The 19,603-nt window shown below is 42.7% G+C and carries 20 protein-coding genes; all 20 read left to right on the forward strand.

The window, feature by feature from the left end:
- Positions 1-36 precede the first annotated feature (36 nt).
- The 20 genes from ACQKMF_RS12205 (at position 37) to ACQKMF_RS12300 (ending at position 19,602) form a co-directional block, all read left to right on the forward strand.
- Positions 37-1,320 (forward strand): UDP-N-acetylglucosamine 1-carboxyvinyltransferase, encoded by a 1,284-nt coding sequence (locus ACQKMF_RS12205; RefSeq protein WP_101223850.1) that lies wholly within the window; start codon positions 37-39, stop codon positions 1,318-1,320.
- 99 nt (positions 1,321-1,419) lie between these two features.
- Complete coding sequence (glpX, locus tag ACQKMF_RS12210) at positions 1,420-2,382, forward strand: class II fructose-bisphosphatase (RefSeq protein WP_101223849.1); 963 nt, start codon at positions 1,420-1,422, stop codon at positions 2,380-2,382.
- 318 nt (positions 2,383-2,700) lie between these two features.
- On the forward strand, positions 2,701-3,990 hold the full coding sequence (gene rho / locus ACQKMF_RS12215) for a transcription termination factor Rho (protein ID WP_034315849.1): 1,290 nt from the start codon (positions 2,701-2,703) through the stop codon (positions 3,988-3,990).
- Positions 3,991-4,139: 149 nt separating this feature from the next.
- Complete coding sequence (gene rpmE, locus ACQKMF_RS12220; RefSeq protein WP_034315847.1) at positions 4,140-4,340, forward strand: 50S ribosomal protein L31; 201 nt, start codon at positions 4,140-4,142, stop codon at positions 4,338-4,340.
- A 138-nt stretch (positions 4,341-4,478) separates the two neighbouring features.
- A complete protein-coding gene (locus ACQKMF_RS12225; protein WP_101223848.1) occupies positions 4,479-5,084 on the forward strand; it encodes a thymidine kinase in 606 nt (201 codons plus the stop codon).
- 210 nt (positions 5,085-5,294) lie between these two features.
- Positions 5,295-5,750: a hypothetical protein gene (locus tag ACQKMF_RS12230; protein ID WP_101223847.1), complete on the forward strand. Its 456-nt coding sequence runs from the start codon at positions 5,295-5,297 to the stop codon at positions 5,748-5,750.
- A 160-nt stretch (positions 5,751-5,910) separates the two neighbouring features.
- Complete coding sequence (prfA, locus tag ACQKMF_RS12235; RefSeq protein WP_402943316.1) at positions 5,911-6,981, forward strand: peptide chain release factor 1; 1,071 nt, start codon at positions 5,911-5,913, stop codon at positions 6,979-6,981.
- The gene (prmC, locus tag ACQKMF_RS12240) at positions 6,974-7,843 is read left to right on the forward strand and encodes a peptide chain release factor N(5)-glutamine methyltransferase (protein ID WP_402943319.1); all 870 of its coding nucleotides are present in this window, start codon (positions 6,974-6,976) and stop codon (positions 7,841-7,843) included. The genes prfA and prmC overlap by 8 nt, the downstream gene beginning before the upstream one ends.
- 150 nt (positions 7,844-7,993) lie before the next feature.
- Complete coding sequence (gene spoIIR / locus ACQKMF_RS12245) at positions 7,994-8,935, forward strand: stage II sporulation protein R (RefSeq protein WP_427573410.1); 942 nt, start codon at positions 7,994-7,996, stop codon at positions 8,933-8,935.
- A gap of 290 nt (positions 8,936-9,225) precedes the next feature.
- Positions 9,226-10,275 (forward strand): L-threonylcarbamoyladenylate synthase, encoded by a 1,050-nt coding sequence (locus ACQKMF_RS12250; protein WP_427573413.1) that lies wholly within the window; start codon positions 9,226-9,228, stop codon positions 10,273-10,275.
- 75 nt (positions 10,276-10,350) lie between these two features.
- Positions 10,351-10,917 carry a manganese efflux pump MntP family protein gene (locus tag ACQKMF_RS12255; RefSeq protein ID WP_101223844.1) on the forward strand — a complete coding sequence of 189 codons (567 nt, stop codon included), beginning with the start codon at positions 10,351-10,353 and terminating at the stop codon, positions 10,915-10,917.
- Between the two features lie 144 nt (positions 10,918-11,061).
- Positions 11,062-11,505 (forward strand): low molecular weight protein arginine phosphatase, encoded by a 444-nt coding sequence (locus ACQKMF_RS12260; protein ID WP_260358793.1) that lies wholly within the window; start codon positions 11,062-11,064, stop codon positions 11,503-11,505.
- Positions 11,506-11,670: 165 nt separating this feature from the next.
- Positions 11,671-11,796 (forward strand): hypothetical protein, encoded by a 126-nt coding sequence (locus ACQKMF_RS12265; protein WP_260358792.1) that lies wholly within the window; start codon positions 11,671-11,673, stop codon positions 11,794-11,796.
- A gap of 84 nt (positions 11,797-11,880) precedes the next feature.
- Positions 11,881-12,327 (forward strand): ribose 5-phosphate isomerase B, encoded by a 447-nt coding sequence (gene rpiB / locus ACQKMF_RS12270; RefSeq protein WP_101223842.1) that lies wholly within the window; start codon positions 11,881-11,883, stop codon positions 12,325-12,327.
- A 69-nt stretch (positions 12,328-12,396) separates the two neighbouring features.
- Entirely contained in the window at positions 12,397-12,990 is a 594-nt protein-coding gene (locus tag ACQKMF_RS12275) for a TIGR01440 family protein (protein WP_427573418.1), read from the forward strand.
- Positions 12,991-13,360: 370 nt separating this feature from the next.
- Positions 13,361-14,602 (forward strand): serine hydroxymethyltransferase, encoded by a 1,242-nt coding sequence (gene glyA, locus ACQKMF_RS12280; protein ID WP_101223840.1) that lies wholly within the window; start codon positions 13,361-13,363, stop codon positions 14,600-14,602.
- A 237-nt stretch (positions 14,603-14,839) separates the two neighbouring features.
- Entirely contained in the window at positions 14,840-15,469 is a 630-nt protein-coding gene (gene upp / locus ACQKMF_RS12285; RefSeq protein WP_101223839.1) for a uracil phosphoribosyltransferase, read from the forward strand.
- 23 nt (positions 15,470-15,492) lie between these two features.
- Entirely contained in the window at positions 15,493-16,635 is a 1,143-nt protein-coding gene (gene wecB / locus ACQKMF_RS12290) for a non-hydrolyzing UDP-N-acetylglucosamine 2-epimerase (RefSeq protein ID WP_427573423.1), read from the forward strand.
- Between the two features lie 86 nt (positions 16,636-16,721).
- The gene (locus tag ACQKMF_RS12295) at positions 16,722-18,947 is read left to right on the forward strand and encodes a S8 family serine peptidase (protein ID WP_402943332.1); all 2,226 of its coding nucleotides are present in this window, start codon (positions 16,722-16,724) and stop codon (positions 18,945-18,947) included.
- A gap of 286 nt (positions 18,948-19,233) precedes the next feature.
- Entirely contained in the window at positions 19,234-19,602 is a 369-nt protein-coding gene (locus ACQKMF_RS12300; RefSeq protein WP_402943335.1) for an ATP synthase subunit I, read from the forward strand.
- Position 19,603: the final 1 nt, after the last annotated feature.

Here is a 19,603-nt window from a genome sequence, read left to right on the forward strand (position 1 = left end):
TAGCTTCTAAGTGCTTAGCGTGGAAGGGAGTTTATTATGGAAAAACTTAAAATTGCCGGTGGCTATCCTCTAAAGGGAAGCATTCGTGTCAGTGGAGCAAAAAATAGTGCGGTCGCCCTTATTCCTGCAACAATTTTAGCGGACTCTCCCGTAACGATTGAAGGCCTGCCTGATATCTCGGATGTACAGATGCTGAAAGCGTTAATGGAGGAGATTGGCGGCGAGGTATCCTTTGATGAAGGAGAAATGACAGTCAACCCCAGCAGGATGATTTCAATGCCTCTTCCCAATGGAAGGGTCAAGAAGTTACGTGCCTCTTATTATTTAATGGGGGCAATGCTTGGTAAATTCAAAAAGGCAGTGATCGGCTTGCCTGGTGGCTGCCATTTAGGACCTCGCCCGATAGATCAGCATATTAAGGGGTTTGAAGCACTGGGCGCACAGGTGACGAATGAACAAGGAGCCATTTACCTTAGGGCGGACGAGCTAAGGGGAGCACGCATATATTTGGATGTCGTTAGTGTAGGGGCAACGATCAATATCATGCTTGCCGCCGTTTTGGCCAAAGGCCGCACTGTGATAGAAAATGCTGCGAAAGAACCTGAAATCATCGATGTTGCCACATTGTTGACCAATATGGGAGCGAAAATAAAGGGTGCAGGGACGGATATCATTCGTATTGATGGTGTGGAAAGTTTGCACGGGTGCAAGCATACGATCATACCGGATCGGATTGAAGCCGGCACTTTCATGATTCTAGCGGCTGCTGTCGGAGAAGGAATTCTGATTGATAATGTCATTCCCCAGCATTTGGAGTCATTGACTTCCAAGTTGAGGGAAATGGGGATTAATATTGAAGCGGGTGATGACCAGATATTTGTCTCACCGGGAGAACAATATAAATCCGTTGATATCAAGACATTGGTTTACCCTGGATTCCCAACGGATCTTCAGCAACCTTTCACTTCCCTCTTAACAAAAGCAACCGGTTCTAGCATGGTCACCGATACGATATACGGGGCCCGCTTTAAGCATATTGATGAACTGCGACGCATGAATGCGAAGATAAAGGTCGAGGGCAGAGCGGGCATCGTCGATGGTCCTGTCCAACTTCATGGGGCAAAAGTGAAGGCAAGCGATTTACGTGCCGGAGCGGCTCTTGTAATAGCCGGTTTAATGGCTGAAGGGATTACAGAAGTGACCGGGCTTGAACATATAGATCGCGGATATAGCCATCTTGTTGAAAAACTTTCAGGTTTGGGAGCAACGATTTGGCGTGAAGAAATGACGCAAGAAGAAGTGGAGCAGCTTAAAAGCTGATCCCTTTTCTTGTTACCTCATTGTGTTACTATATATGATATAATGTGTTATACTAATATATAAATAAATCATGCTAGTGTACATGAGGGGGAACCGGAAATGGAAAGAAGTTTATCGATGGAGCTTGTCCGCGTAACAGAAGCGGCGGCACTGAATTCAGCTCGTTGGATGGGAAGAGGAAAGAAAGACGAAGCAGATGATGCAGCAACAACTGCAATGCGGGATGTTTTCAATACTATTCCCATGCAAGGAACGGTTGTAATCGGTGAAGGGGAAATGGATGAAGCGCCAATGCTTTATATTGGCGAAAAACTTGGTACCGGTCTTGGGCCAATGGTGGATGTTGCGGTTGATCCATTAGAAGGAACGAACATCGTTGCATCCGGCGGCTGGAATGCATTGGCTGTATTGGCGATAGCCGATAAGGGGAACTTGCTTCATGCCCCGGATATGTATATGGATAAAATAGCTGTCGGACCAGAGGCTGTCGGTCAGATTGATATCAATGCCTCTGTGTTGGACAACCTGAAAGCGGTAGCCAAGGCAAAAAATAAAGATATCCAAGACGTGGTTGCAACAGTATTGAACCGCGATCGTCATTCGAAGATCATTCATGAACTTCGTGAGGCAGGGGCACGTATCAAGTTGATCAACGATGGAGATGTAGCGGGAGCCATAAATACTGCCTTCGATCTTACCGGTGTTGACATCTTATTCGGATCTGGCGGAGCTCCAGAAGGAGTTATTGCAGCCGTTGCCCTGAAATGCCTTGGAGGGGAAATTCAAGGCAAGCTCATTCCTCAAAGTGATGAAGAAGTGGAGCGCTGTGGAAAAATGGGCCTTGAATTAGGAAGAGTCCTCAGAATGGAAGACCTTGTTCGCGGAGATGATGCAATTTTTGCAGCAACAGGTGTGACAGATGGAGAACTTTTACGCGGCGTACAATTCAAAGGGCATTACGGCGAAACACAATCCGTAGTAATGCGTGCTAAATCTGGTACAGTTCGTTTCATTGATGGTCGTCACAGTCTTAAGATTAAACCGAATGGTTTGATTGACTGATAGCGTTTTTTAGAAAAATCACTTTTAAAAAGCGAGCGGTTTCATCGCTCGCTTTCTCTTTTAAAAAATTTAAGTTGAATAATTAAAATAAAAAAAGTAAAATAAAGCTTGGTCTACTATTAATAATTTAGAATCTGCCCTTTCACTCCAAACTTCAAGAAGCCTTCAATTAATTTTCTTCTTTACATGTAAAAATGTATCATCCTTTCTAAGAAAACTCTGGTCGGGTACATGGATTGCGGTTTTTCTTCCATCTAACAAACCATTTCTTTTTCAGTATGGGTGAAAACGTTTAATTAATAAAAGTGTGGTGTCATAATGAATTTAACTATTTCTAATTTAGAAAACATGAAACTAAAGGATCTCTATGAGCACGCGCGTGAATATAAAGTTTCCTATTACAGCAAACTTTCAAAAAAGGAACTTATTTTCGCTATCCTGAAAGCACAAGCTGAGCAGGATGGTCTCCTATTCATGGAGGGCGTTTTAGAAATCATCCCTTCAGAGGGCTTCGGTTTCCTGCGTCCAATTAATTATTCTCCAAGCTCGGAGGATATTTATATTTCTGCTTCACAGATCCGCAGATTCGATTTGCGGAATGGAGATAAAGTGTCCGGTAAGGTAAGGCCGCCAAAAGAAAACGAGCGCTATTATGGATTGCTGCATGTTGAAGCAGTCAATGGCGATAATCCGGAATCAGCAAAAGAGCGTGTCCACTTTCCAGGTCTAACACCGCTGTATCCAAACAGGCAAATTAAACTGGAAACGACACCGAAGAACTTATCAACCAGGATTATGGATGTCCTGGCACCGGTAGGTTTTGGACAGCGTGGGCTAATCGTCGCACCGCCAAAAGCCGGTAAAACGATGCTCATCAAGGAAATTGCCAATGCAATAACCACAAACCATCCCGAATCGGAATTGATCGTGCTGTTGATTGATGAACGCCCGGAAGAAGTGACTGACATTGAACGGTCCGTTGCTGGGGACGTGGTAAGTTCAACGTTTGATGAAGTGCCGGAAAACCATATCAAGGTGGCTGAGCTAGTGTTAGAACGAGCCATGCGCCTTGTGGAGCATAAACGTGATGTCATCATTTTAATGGACAGCATCACTCGACTTGCCCGAGCTTACAACCTTGTCATTCCGCCGAGCGGACGTACACTATCAGGGGGGATTGACCCGGCTGCATTCCACCGTCCAAAACGCTTTTTCGGTGCGGCGAGGAATATTGAGGAAGGCGGCAGCCTGACGATCCTTGCTACAGCATTGGTAGATACGGGTTCAAGAATGGACGATGTCATTTATGAAGAATTTAAAGGTACGGGTAATATGGAGCTGCATTTAGATCGTGCCCTTGCCGAAAGACGCATCTTCCCGGCAATCGATATTCGCCGCTCAGGCACTCGTAAAGAAGAATTGTTAATTCCGAAAGATCGCCTGGATAAACTATGGGCCATCAGGAAAACAATGTCGGATTCGCCTGATTTCTCGGAGAAATTCCTTCGCCGTCTAAAACAGACAAAGGGTAATGAAGAATTTTTCAGTAAGCTGGATGAAGAGATGTCAGAAATGAAAAAGGGGCCGGCGAGCGTAAAACGTTCTTAAACCCTGTAAGAAACAAACAGTTGCACAACTAGTCTTAAGTTGTTATAATGAGTTCATGTGTTTTTACAATAAATGTGAGGGTGTTTTTCCCTCAACTTGAAGTATATAACTCTGTTTCGAATGATTCAGGGCATAAGGAGCTGAAAAGAATGAAAACTGGAATTCATCCAAATTATAAGCTTTCAAAAGTAATTTGCTCTTGCGGAAACACTTTTGAAACTGGTTCAGTTAAAGAAGAGATCAAAGTTGAGACTTGTTCAGAATGCCATCCATTCTACACTGGTCGTCAAAAATTCGCTGAAGCTGGCGGACGTGTTGATCGTTTCAACAAAAAATACGGTATTAAATAAGCCGGACTTTTTAAAAAACAGGCAAGTATTTTTCTTGCCTGTTTTTTCTTTTCCATAAACAAGTAAGAATTTATATAAAGCCGGGTCGACTTCAATTATGGCCAAGGGATCGACAGGTGGAAGGGAGTAGCTGTTTCCATGTATGTAATGAAACAAACAGGCTGGATCGAGCTTATTTGCGGAAGCATGTTTTCGGGTAAATCCGAGGAATTGATTAAACGAGTCAGCCGTGCTCAATTTGCTAAAGAGCAAATAGCTGTATTTAAACCAGCTATTGATAATCGCTATGCGGAAGAGGCTGTCGTATCACACAATGGCTCTTCTGTGATGGCAAAACCGATTGCCCATTCAACGGATATCTTTAAGTATTTGGACAAGCCCCTGGATATTATTGCAATAGATGAAGTGCAATTTTTTGATCATGAAATTATCGGGGTTGCCCAGCATCTTGCGGACAGCGGTTATCGAGTGATTATGGCTGGACTCGATCAAGATTTCCGAGGTGAACCATTCGGTCCTATGCCTGTTCTATTATCGCTGGCAGAATCGGTGACTAAGCTGCAGGCTGTGTGTGAAGTGTGCGGATCACCTGCAAGCAGGACACAGCGCTTGATAGATGGGGAGCCGGCCTCCTATGATGAGCCGATCATCCTTGTGGGTGCATCGGAATCATACGAGCCCCGCTGCCGCCATCATCACGAAGTTCCGGGTAAGCAGCCTGTTGGGATTAAAGAACGTATTTGAATGATGGTGCCCTATGATCCAATGTGGTCGTAGGGTGCTTTTTTTTATGTAGAAATGGTTGGGAATTATAATAAGGGTGGAAAAACTGCTGGAGTTATTCAAGTGGTATGACCAATACATGGAAGCGAAATAAAAGATAAATATTGCCCCATTTTGGGCAGGCTAACGAGGAAATGTTCTTCTTAACCAGTCAAAATGGAGGGAAAAAATATGAAATCAAAACTGCTTATCATGACAGCCTTTTTACTTGCTGCACTAACGGCATGCGGTCAAAATGACAATGCGATAAATAATGATTCGGAATATGGGGATCAATCCCGGGATGGCAAGGATTTTGTTGGCAATGGTTTAAAACGTGTATCCAATAATGATTGGGACAATGAAGCGGAACGGCCATCAGATCAAATCCTCAATACACCGCATCATACATCCAATAATTCACCATCCATGGGGCAGCAAATTGATGATATCCGCGGGGCCATTGAATCGGAAACCAATTATGAGGCGGGCTCCGTTTGGTTTAATGGAAATACCATACATGTTACGGTCCATGATAAAGGCAAAATCAAGACGGAAAAAGAGAGACATAAGGAAATGCAGCGAATACAAGGCATTATAAACAGGGCTGTGCCTCAATATAATATAGATGTAAAATTAAAGAAATAACGACATTTTTGAATCCTCTTTGACGTTGATTATTCACCTATACTATAATTAACCTAGAAGTGAACTGAGCTGGGGCACTGAACTACTTATTTATAGTTAGAAAAGATGGATTACTTCCAATTCGTTTCAGATGTTTTGGGAAATTTATGAGGTGAATAATTTGTTTGATCGATTGCAAGCAGTAGAAGATAGATATGAAAGATTGAATGAACTATTAAGTGACCCGGAGATCATTAATGACTCCAAGAAGCTAAGGGAATATTCTAAGGAGCAATCCAGCATACAAGAGACTGCTTCGACTTATAAAGAATATAAAGAGGTTCGTGAGCAACTCCAGGAAGCGAAGGCGATGCTTGAGGAGAAGCTTGATGCGGAAATGCGTGAAATGGTAAAAGAAGAGATCAATGAACTTGAAGATACCATACAAGGCCTTGAGGATAAACTGAAAATATTGCTTATTCCGAAGGACCCTAACGATGATAAAAACGTAATCATGGAGATCCGCGGAGCGGCAGGCGGAGATGAGGCAGCCTTATTTGCTGGTAGTCTATACCGCATGTATAGTCGTTTTGCCGAGGTGCAGGGTTGGCGGACTGAAGTCATTGAAGCAAGTCCTACAGGGCTTGGCGGCTATAAGGAAATCATATTCATGATTAATGGCAATGGCGCTTATTCAAAATTGAAGTTCGAAAATGGGGCACATCGCGTTCAGCGAGTACCTGAAACTGAATCAGGCGGACGGATTCATACATCTACAGCCACGGTTGCTGTTTTACCCGAAGCTGAGGAAGTGGAAGTTGAAATTCATGATAAGGATATTCGTGTCGATACCTTTGCATCGAGCGGTCCTGGAGGGCAAAGTGTCAATACGACAATGTCAGCGGTGCGCTTGACTCATATTCCGACGAATACGGTTGTATCCTGTCAAGATGAGAAATCGCAAATCAAGAACAAAGAAAAAGCAATGAAGGTTTTGCGTGCCAGGGTGTACGATAAAATCCAACGCGAAGTACAGGCGGAGTATGATCAAAATAGGAAGCTTGCTGTTGGAACGGGCGATCGATCTGAAAGGATTCGCACTTATAACTTCCCGCAAAACCGCGTTACCGATCACCGTATTGGTTTAACGATTCAAAAGCTGGATCAAATCATGGAAGGTAAGCTGGATGAAGTGGTTGATGCATTAATCATGGAAGACCAATCTTCAAGGTTGGAAAATGCAGATGAGTAATTCTGCCGTGAAAGTGTTTGAAGCCCTTAAATGGGCTTCTTCTTTTTTAAAGGAAAATGATCGTGATGCCAATGCTGGGGAAATCCTGTTACAGCACTTTTTAAACCAAACCCGTTCCCAAATGCTGGCCAACCTTCATGATGAGCTTAGTGAAGCGGATTTTGGGCAATTTAAGGCCGCTATTGAGCTGCATGCTGAGGGGATGCCAATCCAATATATAATCGGCAGTGAAGAATTTTATGGACGGACCTTCTTTGTTAATGAAGAAGTGCTCATACCGAGACCTGAAACAGAAGAATTGATTTATTATACATTACGTAAACTCCCAGCCATTTTTATGGAGGGACAGAAGCTTCATTTAGCTGATATTGGGACCGGCAGCGGCGCAATCGCCATAACGATGAAACTTGAAAAATCAAACCTGTTGGTGACGGCCACGGACATAGCGGAAACGTCACTTGAGGTGGCGAGGAAAAATGCAGAATCACTTGGTGCCGAAGTGCAGTTCATGCAAGGTGATTTGCTTTTGCCTTTCGTGAACATGAACCAGAAGGTGGACATCCTTTTATCGAATCCGCCATATATACCAGATGATGATCATAAATCCATGTCAGTAGTCGTGACAGGACATGAACCGCATCGTGCATTATTTGCCGGTATCGATGGGCTGGATTTTTACCGCCGCTTTATGGAGCAGTTACCTTTGATCATGAAGGTGCCTGGACTGATCGGTTTTGAAGTGGGCACTGGACAGGGTAAGGCGGTTGCCGATTTATTGAAGCGAACCTTTCCTGCCGCAGAAGTATCCATTGTAAATGACATAAATGAAAAAGATCGAATGGTCTTTGCTGCATTAAAGTGATCCGTCTCCTTCCGTGAGACGGATTTTTTTATGGGCACCACCCTCATTATCCTTTGGAATCTATATTTCCAGCTATCAACTTTTTTTATTTTTACTAGTTTAAGATAGCTTGAAAATGGTGAGACTAATTCATGTGAGGGGGCGAAGGCGATGAAAACAAAACATTTAGCCATTATCTATCTATTAATCTTAACTATAGGAACGATCGTAAGTATATATATGCCTAAAGCGGAGATGGTCGGTGCAGAAGATACGAAGGTGATCCCGGATGAGGCGATTCGTCTGCGGATACTTGCTAATAGTGATGCAGAAAAGGATCAAGCGGTTAAACGTCTTATTAGGGATGAGGTAAATGAAGATATCACAAAGTGGGTCGAGGAGCTTACTTCTTTGGATGAAGCGAGGGATGTGATCACCTCGCATCTACCGGATATCCAGGCGACAGCTGAGGCAGTTATAAAGGAACAGGGTTTGGAGCAGTCAGTAAAAGTCGATTTTGGACAAGCGGAATTTCCGACAAAACTCTACGGGCAGTATTTATATCCGGCAGGGGATTATGAAGCGGTGATTATCACACTTGGTGAAGGGGAAGGCGCTAATTGGTGGTGTGTTCTATTTCCGCCATTATGTTTCTTGGATTTTTCAAATGGGACGGCTGTAAGTCAAAGTCCGATTGTCGAGGAAGAAGATGAAGGATCCCTGACTTCGGATGGGAAGGCGTATGCAGCAACGAATGAAGAGAGTGAACCTGTTGCAGAGGGAGAAACTGAAGTAGTGTTGGCTGAAAAAGAAAAAGGGCCCGAGGAAGAAGTTGAAGAAGAGGTAATGGAGGAGAATGTAAAAGAGGAAGAAACGGAAGAAACGGAAGAAACGGTAAAAGACGAGGTTGCTGAGCAAGAGGTAAAAGAAGAAGTGATGGCAGTAAAAGATAAGGAACAAGTGGCGAAGGAAGTCAATGATGGGAATGTTGAAGATAACAAGGTTGAACTTGCGGCATCCAATGAACAAGCTCAGCAATTATATGAAGGGGAAAAGGAGCCTGAGGTGGAAGTGAAATCCTTGTTTGCGGAAATCTTCAATGATCTATTTTAAAAAGGGGGCAGCGGCCCTTTTTTTTTACTTTCAGATAATTATAAAAACATATCCACAGGGTTATTAACAAAAAATCAAAAAAATCTGTCATTAATCTTTAATATCCACAAACTTATCCACGGATTCGATATGGTTATCCCCAATTTGTGGATAACACTTGAATTATGTGTATACTTCTTTTATACTTTCAAAGTATCTTTTAAGTGAAATTAGTACGTTAAATTGAAAATATCGTTCATATTAAAGCGATTATATAAAATAAGAAATGTTAAAAGGCGATGATGTTCAAAATGAAAACGAAAATTTGGTCAGTGGATAAAAATGTGGATAATTTACAAAGTTATCCCCAGATTGCACAATCAGCTGAATTATTAAAGGCTAACCAAGTGGTTGCTTTTCCTACAGAGACTGTTTATGGACTAGGTGCAAATGCCAAAAATGACGATGCGGTCAAAAAAGTGTTCGAAGCAAAGGGGCGTCCGAGTGATAATCCTTTAATCGTTCATATAGCCTCTGAAGAACAGCTGTCAGGTATTGTAGAAGAGATTCCGGAACAGGCCAGGAAGCTAATGGCAGAATTTTGGCCGGGTCCTTTGACTTTGATCATGAAACGAAAACCGGGCCAGCTATCAAATCTTGTGACAGCTGGATTGGAAACGGTGGCTGTCAGGATGCCGGATCACCAGGTTGCCCTCGGCCTTATTCGTGCGAGTGATTTGCCCATTGCGGCTCCAAGTGCAAATACTTCTGGGAAACCGAGTCCCACTTCAGCTAAACATGTTGAAGCTGACTTAATGGGCCGGATTGCAGGCATAGTCGATGGCGGGACTACCGGTGTGGGCGTAGAATCCACAGTACTTGATTGCACTGTTGAAATCCCTGTTATATTAAGGCCCGGCGGAGTGACCCTGGAACAGCTGGAAGCTGTGATAGGGGAAGTCCGGCAAGATGTCGCTTTGAAGAATCAGGAAACGGCGCCAAAAGCCCCGGGCATGAAATATACCCACTATGCTCCGAAGGCCCCTTTATATTTAGTCAAGGGTAATCAAGCTTTCCTTCAGAAGCTTGTGGATGAGAAAAGAAGTGACGGGTTAAAGGTGGGCATCATAACTGCTTATGAACATCAACAGGATTATGAGGCCGATTATGTGGTCGTCCCAGGTTCATTAGCTGATTTACATACTGTTGCGACAGGCTTATATGATGCTTTAAGACAGTTTGATGAGCTGGAGGTCGATGTCATTTTTAGTGAAATGTTTCCTGACCATGGAATAGGAGCAGCGGTCATGAACCGGCTTGAGAAGGCTGCAGGTCATCAAATCATCAAGGAACATCTGTAATAAGGACTGATTTATTCTTCTATTTCTTTTCGGACATGCATAACATGTAGTAGGCACGTCCGAGGGAGGATTGGAATGAATACATTTGCTGGAGAAATCATCACCTTATTGCTAATGGCATTCGCGTTGGGAATGGATGCCTTTTCAGTCGGCCTTGGAATGGGAATGTTTAAGCTAAGGTTGAGGCAAATTCTTTTTATAGGGCTGACAGTTGGCTTTTTTCATATTTGGATGCCCTTGCTTGGAATGGGCGCAGGCCGTTTCATTTCAGAAAAATTCGGGACCTTCGCTACATACGCCGGCGGTCTATTGTTGATCATTCTTGGTATACAGATGTTTATCCCTGGTAAAAAGGATGGAGCTGGTATCAGGGAAAATAAGATGCTGGCTCCTGTCGGGAAAGGTCTATTCATTTTTGCTTTAGGGGTAAGCCTGGACAGCTTCTCGGTAGGATTGACCCTGGGGATCTACGGTGCAAAAACGATTTTAACCATTCTCTGCTTTGGGTTTGCTGCCACCCTATTAACGTGGGCAGGGCTTTTGCTGGGTAGAAAAATTCAGGGTTTGCTAGGCGTGTATAGTGAGATTCTTGGCGGAAGCATTCTATGTGCGTTTGGATTGAAATTATTGTTCTCTTTTTGAGCCGCTTGACTTCATATCTATCCTTCCTCAACTGTTCCGATTACCGGGGCGGTTTTATTTTTTCCTAAGACATGTTGAGAGTGATTTTTTTGACTATAATAAACGGGCGATAGCTTATAATGAATAAAAAAGGAGGCGTCATAAATGATCCGTGTATTATTTGTATGTACAGGCAACACATGCAGAAGCCCGATGGCAGAAGCGATATTGAAAAATAAAAATATTGCGGGCGTTGAAGTGAAGTCCGCTGGCGTGTATGCTTCATCAGGCCAGGATGCTTCAACGCATGCAAAAAATGTATTGGTTGAAAATGATATAGTGCATAATCATCATTCAACGCCTTTATCCGAGAAGGAAATGGAATGGGCGACTCATATTTTCACCATGACGGAAGGGCATAAATCGGTCATTACCCGTGCATATCCCCAGATGGCCGATAAGACTTTTACTTTAAAAGAATTCATTATTGATGATAATTATGATAAGGACATAATAGATCCGTTTGGCGGTTCTGAAGGCATTTATCGGGAAACGTTCAGGGAGCTGCAGGAATTAATTGAAGAATTAGTCTTAAGGCTTAAAAAGTAAACAGGGTACATAATGTGGTCGCTGCAGTAAAAGATATTACTAAGCTTGTTGACCGTCAATTGGAAAGTGTACGATCAAGGCAGCACAAGAAGTTGCTGCTATTGCAGAAGAAACATCTGCTGGAGCGGAAGAAGTGACAGCTGACAAGCGAACAAGCTCATAGTCATGGGAAATGTCGAAAAATCGGCAATGGAACTTAAAGTACAAGCGGAAAAGTTGAACAGGATCATTACCCGCTTCACTCTTGACATTTTACAGCAGGAAACCCAAGGCGGTTTCCTGCTTCTTTGAGGGGGAAAAAGGATGGACATCCTTTATCTTTTCATAATTTTGTGACACAATAAAATCAATTGAAAAAGCTAGAGGAGGATTATGATGAAAGTTGCGATTGCTTCTGATCATGGTGGTATACATATCCGTGAAGAAATAAAGAATTTAATGAATGAGTTACAGATTCCATTTGAGGACTTTGGCTGTGAATGCACTACTTCGGTGGATTATCCTGATTATGCCTTGCCGGTTGCTGAAAAAGTGGCACGCGGTGAGTTCGATCGGGGCATTTTAATCTGTGGAACTGGAATCGGAATGAGCATCGCTGCTAATAAGGTTAAAGGAATTAGATGTGCGTTGGTTCATGATGTCTATAGTGCGAAGTTGACCCGCCAGCATAATGATACCAATATGTTAGCGATGGGGGAACGTGTCATTGGCCCGGGTCTGGCCAGGGAAATTGCACAAACATGGCTGACTTCGGAATTTGAAGGCGGACGTCATCAAAACAGGATTGGGAAGATTGCGGAGTATGAAGGTAAACAAAGCTAATTTTTATGGTTTTTGGAGAGACCCCTTTTCTTTTGATAGCAAGTTTTCTTTTTGAAAGGATGCGTTTTCATGATAAGTGATGCTACATTCTCAAATGAGCTTGAGATATGGGAAAACCAGTTTCGGGAGCTTTTACATGAGTTTCAAGAACAGACGGCTTTAAAAGAGAAACAGCTACTGGTAATAGGCTGCAGTACAAGTGAAGTGATCGGGAAAAGGATCGGTACTGATGGGACGCTCGATGTTGCAGGGATGATTTTTTCCGTAGTGAGGGATTTTCAAGTGAAAACGGGTGTTCAGGTTGCATATCAATGTTGTGAGCATCTTAACAGGGCGTTGGTTTTGCAAAGGGAAACCGCGATTCGATATGATTATGAAGAAGTTTCGGTTGTACCTGTAAGGACAGCTGGGGGATCGATGGCGACGTACGCCTATCAGCAATGGAAAGATGCTGTCGTCGTTGAACATATTAAAGCGGATGCGGGGATAGACATTGGGGACACCTTCATTGGCATGCATCTGAAGCATGTGGCGGTTCCAATCCGCTCTGCCATTAAAGAAATAGGACATGCACATGTGACCATGGCCAAAACCCGCCCGAAACTGATTGGCGGGGAACGGGCCGTTTATCAGGACATCTCTGAAAACAAGAGTTGTACTTAAGGTAAGTGAGACAGCATTTCTCGGATGGGGAATGCTGTTTTTTAATAGAATCTGTTCAAAATCGTAAAGCTAAAGCTAAGGTTCACAAGAAAAATCTCTATTTGGGAGTGCTAATAGAATGGAGTTTTCGCTTGTTAAATATAGGGTGAAAGGGCTATTTACCATGATTTTGATGTCAAATACGAACATTTTTAAATAAAAAAACATTTAATGTTCGATAAAATTAGACTATCACTTCTAAATTAGACATGTTAAAATGGAGTAGAATTTTCTAATAATTATTGGTAAGGCTTTTTCATGCTTTTTTGAAGGCATGTTGCACATAAATACTAAAAAGCGAATCACGCACAATTTGAGGAGGAATTACGGAATGAATCGTTTAGCAAAGCAAGATGAGCAAGTGTTTAACGCAATTCAACTGGAATTAGGGCGTCAAAGAAGTAAAATTGAGCTTATTGCTTCTGAAAACTTCGTGAGTGAAGCTGTCATGGAAGCACAAGGGTCGGTCTTAACTAATAAGTATGCAGAAGGATACCCTGGAAAACGTTACTATGGCGGATGTGAGTATGTAGACATCGTTGAAGATCTAGCACGTGAGCGTGCGAAAGAAATTTTCGGCGGGGAGTATGTGAACGTACAGCCGCACTCTGGAGCTCAAGCCAATATGGCCGTTTACTTTACAGTGCTTCAAACCGGCGACACAGTGCTTGGAATGAACCTTTCGCATGGAGGTCATTTAACACATGGAAGCCCAGTTAACTTCAGTGGTGTTAACTACAACTTCGTTGAATATGGTGTAGACGAAAAAGATCACCGTATCGATTACAATGATGTTTTGGAAAAAGCTCGTCAGCACAAACCGAAATTGATCGTAGCGGGTGCAAGTGCATACCCACGGGAAATTGATTTCAAGCGATTCCGCGAAATTGCAGATGAAGTCGGTGCTTATTTAATGGTCGATATGGCACATATCGCAGGTTTGGTTGCGGCTGGTTTACACCAAAGCCCAATTCCTTATGCTGACTTTGTAACGACAACTACTCATAAAACACTTCGCGGACCACGCGGCGGAATGATCATCTGTAAAGAAGAATTCGGTAAGAAGATCGATAAATCCATCTTCCCTGGAATTCAAGGCGGTCCATTGATGCATGTCATATCAGCTAAGGCTGTTGCATTCGGAGAAGCGCTTCAAGATGATTTTAAAGTGTATGCACAACAAATCATCGACAATGCTAAACGTTTGGGCGAAGGTTTGAAGAAAGAAGGGTTCACACTTGTTTCTGATGGAACGGACAATCACTTGATTCTTCTTGATGTTCGCTCTACTGGATTAACGGGAAAAATCGCAGAGCATGTTTTGGATGAAATCGGTATTACCGTTAACAAAAATGCGATTCCTTATGACCCGGAAAAACCATTCGTTACAAGTGGTATTCGTATTGGGACTGCGGCAGTGACATCACGTGGCTTCGGATTGGATGACATGGATGAAATAGCTGCAATCATCGGACTTGTTTTGAAAAATAATGAGGACGCAGCTAAACTTGAAGAAGCAAAACAGCGTGTTGAAACATTAGCGAACAAATTTGAATTATATCCTTCATTGTAATATTCTTGAGCCGCTTCCTTCTAAAGGGAGCGGTTTTTTTATACCTTATGGGAGTCAGTATGTGAGAAGAATCCGAATAGTGAAAATAGGTCTGACATCTAAACCTTTATTGAAGATTGAATCGTTTTTCTGTAAAATAGGTTGAAGTGAATTTAAAAAGACACGAAAATTTTTCTATTCGATTAGGGAAATCATAAAAAAGCGCAAAACTAAGCAATGGAATTGGAGAGATGCTAAATGGGAAAAGTTTATGTTTTCGATCACCCGTTAATTCAACACAAATTAGCCTATATACGTGATATAAATACAGGAACAAAAGAATTCCGTGAACTAGTGGATGAAGTCGCTTCATTGATGGCATTTGAAATCACGAGGGATATGCCGCTCGAAGAGGTGGAAATCCAAACGCCTGTAAGCACGGCGAAAGTGAAAATGCTTTCTGGTAAAAAAGTGGGAATCGTCCCGATTTTACGTGCAGGCATCGGGATGGTGGACGGAATCATTAAGCTGATTCCTGCTGCAAAGGTCGGACATGTTGGCCTTTACCGTGATCCTGAAACTTTGAAACCTGTTGAATATTATGCGAAAATGCCAAGTGATTTGGCAGAAAGGGAATGCATTGTTGTTGACCCGATGTTAGCCACTGGCGGATCAGCAATCGAAGCGATCCATTCCATTAAAAAGCGCGGTGCAGTGAATATTAAATTCATGTGTTTGATTGCAGCTCCAGAGGGTGTGGACGCATTAAAAGAAGCCCATCCAGATGTTGATATTTATATTGCTGGCCTTGACGAAAAACTGAATGAACATGGTTATATCGTTCCAGGTCTTGGAGACGCAGGAGATCGTTTATTCGGCACAAAATAAGGAAAGAAGCTGAGGTGTCACGAATGAACAAACCGATAAAAGTCATGACCATTTTCGGGACGAGACCAGAAGCTGTCAAAATGGCTCCCTTAGTACTCGAATTTCAAAAACACCCAGAACATTTCAAGCCGATCGTTGCTGTTACGGCTCAGCATCGTCAAATGTTAGATCAAGTTCTCGAACTATTTTCCATTCAGCCGGATTATGACTTGGACATAATGAAGGAAAGGCAAACGCTTGCTGACATTACAACAAGAGCATTAAATGGTCTTGATTCCGTAATGAAGGAAGCTAAGCCTGATATTGTTCTTGTACATGGAGATACAACCACAACGTTCGTCGCAAGTCTGGCTGCCTTTTATAATCAGATTGTCATTGGGCATGTAGAAGCAGGGCTGCGCACCTGGAATAAGTATTCCCCTTATCCGGAAGAGATCAATCGACAGCTTACCGGTACGCTGGCGGATTTGCATTTTGCACCGACTTCGAAGGCGGAGGAGAATCTGCTTAACGAAAACAAGAAGGATAATATTTTCGTGACGGGAAATACGGCAACCGATGCTTTAAAAACGACTGTACGGTCCACTTATTCACATCCGGTTTTAAATGGACTTGGAGAAGACAGGCTCATTTTGCTTACCGCCCATCGCAGGGAAAATCTAGGTGAACCCATGAGGAATATCTTCAGGGCCGTGAAGAAAATCATTGCTGAGCATGATGATGTTCAAGTGGTATATCCTGTCCATTTAAATCCTCTTGTTCAGGAATTGGCGAACGAAATTCTCGGCGACGATCCGCGGATTCATTTGATCGAGCCGCTGGATGTTCTGGATTTCCATAACTTCGCTTCAAGAGCCTATCTGATTTTGACTGATTCTGGAGGAATCCAGGAAGAGGCACCGTCACTTGGTGTACCTGTCCTGGTTTTAAGGGATACGACGGAACGTCCTGAGGGGATTGCGGCTGGAACCTTAAGGTTGGCGGGTACTGATGAACAAACCATTTATAATTTGGCACATGAATTGCTCACGGATCAAGAGGTGCACGAAAAAATGTCCAAAGCTTCAAATCCATATGGGGACGGAAACGCTTCGGTCCGCATAGCTGAAGCCATCCGTTACTATTTTAAGCAAATAAATATGCCACCAACTAGATTTGACTCATAAAAAAGGAAAAGCCATGCGCTTTTCCTTTTTTTATTTGCATACTCCAAGGTTGTTGAGAAAAGATAACTGCTAAGGGGATGATTATGTTGGGAAAGAAAACGTTTCTAGTGTTTGTTTTCCTTTTTGTATTTATTTATCAAAATGAAAAGGGATTGGCATCCGTCATTCTGCCGCCTTTACCAAAACTATCAGAATCTAAGGAAGTAACGGTTGTTGTCACGATGGATAAGGCGTTTCAACGGGAAAAGATCGAAAAACTGCTTGAAAAATACCCATCCCTTCAATTACGGAATGTTTATTCGGTTGCCCTGAATGGATTTTCCCTTCATGGGAAGATGAATGAGATAGAACAACTTAAAAAGGAGGACGAAATTCAGGCTGTAACGGAAGTATCCGTTTATCAAGCCGTGTTGGATGAAAGTGTCCCGTACATAGGAGGAGGCAGGGTCAGGGGTTTCTTTGATAAGGAGAATCACCGGATAACCGGGAAAGGGGTAAAAGTAGGGATAATCGATACTGGCATTGATTATACACATCCAGATTTGCAACGAGCATATAAAGGTGGCAAGGATCTGGTTGATGGTGATGAAGACCCGATGGAAACCAAAAATCAAGGCGACCTGAATACATTACACGGTACTCATGTGGCAGGCATCATTGCAGCCAATGGAAAAATGAAAGGTGTCGCACCAGAGGCGGAGATATATGCATATCGAGCTTTGGGACCAGGTGGAGCAGGAGATACGGATCAAGTCTTGACGGCTATTGAGTCAGCCATGAAGGATAAGGTGGATGTATTGAACCTCTCTCTTGGCAATAACGTCAATGGCCCTGATTTGCCTATCTCCCTTGCATTGAATAAGGCTGTGGAAAGCGGAATAGTTGCCGTGACATCAAATGGGAATTCCGGTCCGGCTGTATGGACCGTCGGCTCACCCGGAACAGCGGAAAAAGCGATTTCCGTTGGGGCATCGACTCCTCCCTTAAGGGTTCCGTATATGATTTACGGACTTGGATCGAAAAAGCATCAATCGCATTTAACCTTGTTTCAAGGCTCTAAAAAATGGAACCTGACGTTTTCCGAGGATGTCATATATGGGGGACTGGGTAATGAAAAGGACCTGAAACATGTTCGGGATAAGATTGTTTTGATGGAACGAGGCACACTTACCTTCCAGCAGAAAGTATCCAATGCAGAAAAGGCAGGTGCAAAGGGGGTAATTGTTTATAATAATACGAGCGGTACCTTTACTGGAAGCTTGGAAAAGGAAATGAACATCCCAGCTGCTTCTATTAATAGAAGAGATGGAATGCAGCTTAAGCAAATCATGGAGCAAGGGCAAAGCAAAACCGTTCAATTTGTTTATAAGAACGAGCAGGATAGGCTCGCTGATTTTAGCTCAAGGGGACCGGTAACTGTATCATGGGGAATAAAGCCTGACGTATTGGCACCGGGAGTGGAAATTGAAAGCACCGTTCCTAAAGGATATATGTCCTTGGATGGAACAAGTATGTCCGCACCGCATGTTGCAGGAGCAGTCGCGTTAATCCTGCAAAAACACCCGGATTGGACTCCTGATCAAGTGAAATCTGCATTGATGAGCACTTCAAAGCCATTGAGGAAATCTGCGAATCAATTTTATCACACATATGAACAGGGGGCTGGACGCATTCAGGTCGACGAAGCATTAAAAGCGGACACGCTCTTGAATCCTAGCTCATTGTCCTTTGGAATGTACACAAAGAAAGAAGGAATTGAAGAGCATCATGAAACGATAGTCATAGAAAATACCGGAACGAAAATGAGGAAGTACTCTTTTATGGTCCCATTAAAAGAGACAGGGCTCACTTGGGAATTGCCGAAATCCCTTACATTAAATCCAAAGGAAAAGAAACAGATTAAAGTGGGACTGCAGGTCAACCCAGCCGAGCTTAAAAAGGGAGTCTTTGATGGATACCTCATAATAATGGAAGGAACCAAAAGAATATCACTTCCTTATTTATATGTAAAAGAAGAGCCTGATTATCCAAGGGTAATGGGATTTGATTTTGGCCAAGGGGACCAGGCTGGCACATATCGATACGAAATGTACCTTCCGCTGGGGGCTGAAGAATTCGGTATTGCCCTATATGAGGAGGATACCTTGAAATTCGCTGGATATTTGGATTGGTCGAGATCGGCACCTTCCGGTTTGATCAAAAAAGATGTATTGAAAAAGGACTTGCCGCCTAAAGGAGTGTATAAAGCGATAATATTTGCGAGAAGGGGCGGAAGGGAAGATCGGATAGAAAAGACGTTACTTATTGAGTGAACAGAGGACAATAAGTAAAATAAAACGGATGTCAATAGAAGAAAAAAGATAATTTGTGAACAATTCGTTAATAATTACAAACCTGTGACAAATTTCACTAACCACTCATTGACATTGATTCTAGCCTATTGTATGCTAACTAAGGATGTAAAATGAGAGGGGTTTCATACGTTAATAACGTGTCAAATAGAAGTGAGTTTTTGACCTTCTATTTGGACTTGTTACGGGCAAATTCTCCTAGCTAAACACAGATACTACAATATTTCTAGGGAGATTACATGACAAAATGCTAGAATTGGAAAAAATGTTCAATAGGCAGCTAAAATACATGTTGTATTTAATGGGTATTTATGTACTTGGGGTGGGCTTCACTTCACATGATTCAGTCTTCCAGGGATTATTGCTTGGAACTGCCTTCAGCCTATTTATATTCTGGTCAATGGTCAAAAAAAACAAAAAGTTCGCTCAAGAGGTTGCCGAAGGTAAGAAAACGCGCTCCCTTGGTAGTTTAACTAGAATGTCTGTAGCGGGTTTAGCTGCAATTATTGCATTGAGATATCCTGACGAGTTTCAAGTGGTCTGCGTGGTAATGGGATTAATGACAGTTTACTTTGTCATTATGATAGATTATTTTATGCAAAACATACGTAGGTAGT

This window comes from Peribacillus sp. NPDC101480 (assembly GCF_050277335.1).
GTDB lineage: Bacteria > Bacillota > Bacilli > Bacillales > DSM-1321 > Peribacillus.

Coding starts and splice junctions, on each gene's coding strand:
- ACQKMF_RS12205 (WP_101223850.1), top strand. CDS start 37: ATGGAAAAACTTAAAATTGCCGGTGGCTATCCTCTAAAGGGAAGCATT.
- glpX (WP_101223849.1), top strand. CDS start 1,420: ATGGAAAGAAGTTTATCGATGGAGCTTGTCCGCGTAACAGAAGCGGCG.
- rho (WP_034315849.1), top strand. CDS start 2,701: ATGAATTTAACTATTTCTAATTTAGAAAACATGAAACTAAAGGATCTC.
- rpmE (WP_034315847.1), top strand. CDS start 4,140: ATGAAAACTGGAATTCATCCAAATTATAAGCTTTCAAAAGTAATTTGC.
- ACQKMF_RS12225 (WP_101223848.1), top strand. CDS start 4,479: ATGTATGTAATGAAACAAACAGGCTGGATCGAGCTTATTTGCGGAAGC.
- ACQKMF_RS12230 (WP_101223847.1), top strand. CDS start 5,295: ATGAAATCAAAACTGCTTATCATGACAGCCTTTTTACTTGCTGCACTA.
- prmC (WP_402943319.1), top strand. CDS start 6,974: ATGAGTAATTCTGCCGTGAAAGTGTTTGAAGCCCTTAAATGGGCTTCT.
- spoIIR (WP_427573410.1), top strand. CDS start 7,994: ATGAAAACAAAACATTTAGCCATTATCTATCTATTAATCTTAACTATA.
- ACQKMF_RS12250 (WP_427573413.1), top strand. CDS start 9,226: ATGAAAACGAAAATTTGGTCAGTGGATAAAAATGTGGATAATTTACAA.
- ACQKMF_RS12255 (WP_101223844.1), top strand. CDS start 10,351: ATGAATACATTTGCTGGAGAAATCATCACCTTATTGCTAATGGCATTC.
- ACQKMF_RS12260 (WP_260358793.1), top strand. CDS start 11,062: ATGATCCGTGTATTATTTGTATGTACAGGCAACACATGCAGAAGCCCG.
- ACQKMF_RS12265 (WP_260358792.1), top strand. CDS start 11,671: ATGGGAAATGTCGAAAAATCGGCAATGGAACTTAAAGTACAAGCGGAA.
- rpiB (WP_101223842.1), top strand. CDS start 11,881: ATGAAAGTTGCGATTGCTTCTGATCATGGTGGTATACATATCCGTGAA.
- ACQKMF_RS12275 (WP_427573418.1), top strand. CDS start 12,397: ATGATAAGTGATGCTACATTCTCAAATGAGCTTGAGATATGGGAAAAC.
- glyA (WP_101223840.1), top strand. CDS start 13,361: ATGAATCGTTTAGCAAAGCAAGATGAGCAAGTGTTTAACGCAATTCAA.
- upp (WP_101223839.1), top strand. CDS start 14,840: ATGGGAAAAGTTTATGTTTTCGATCACCCGTTAATTCAACACAAATTA.
- wecB (WP_427573423.1), top strand. CDS start 15,493: ATGAACAAACCGATAAAAGTCATGACCATTTTCGGGACGAGACCAGAA.
- ACQKMF_RS12300 (WP_402943335.1), top strand. CDS start 19,234: ATGCTAGAATTGGAAAAAATGTTCAATAGGCAGCTAAAATACATGTTG.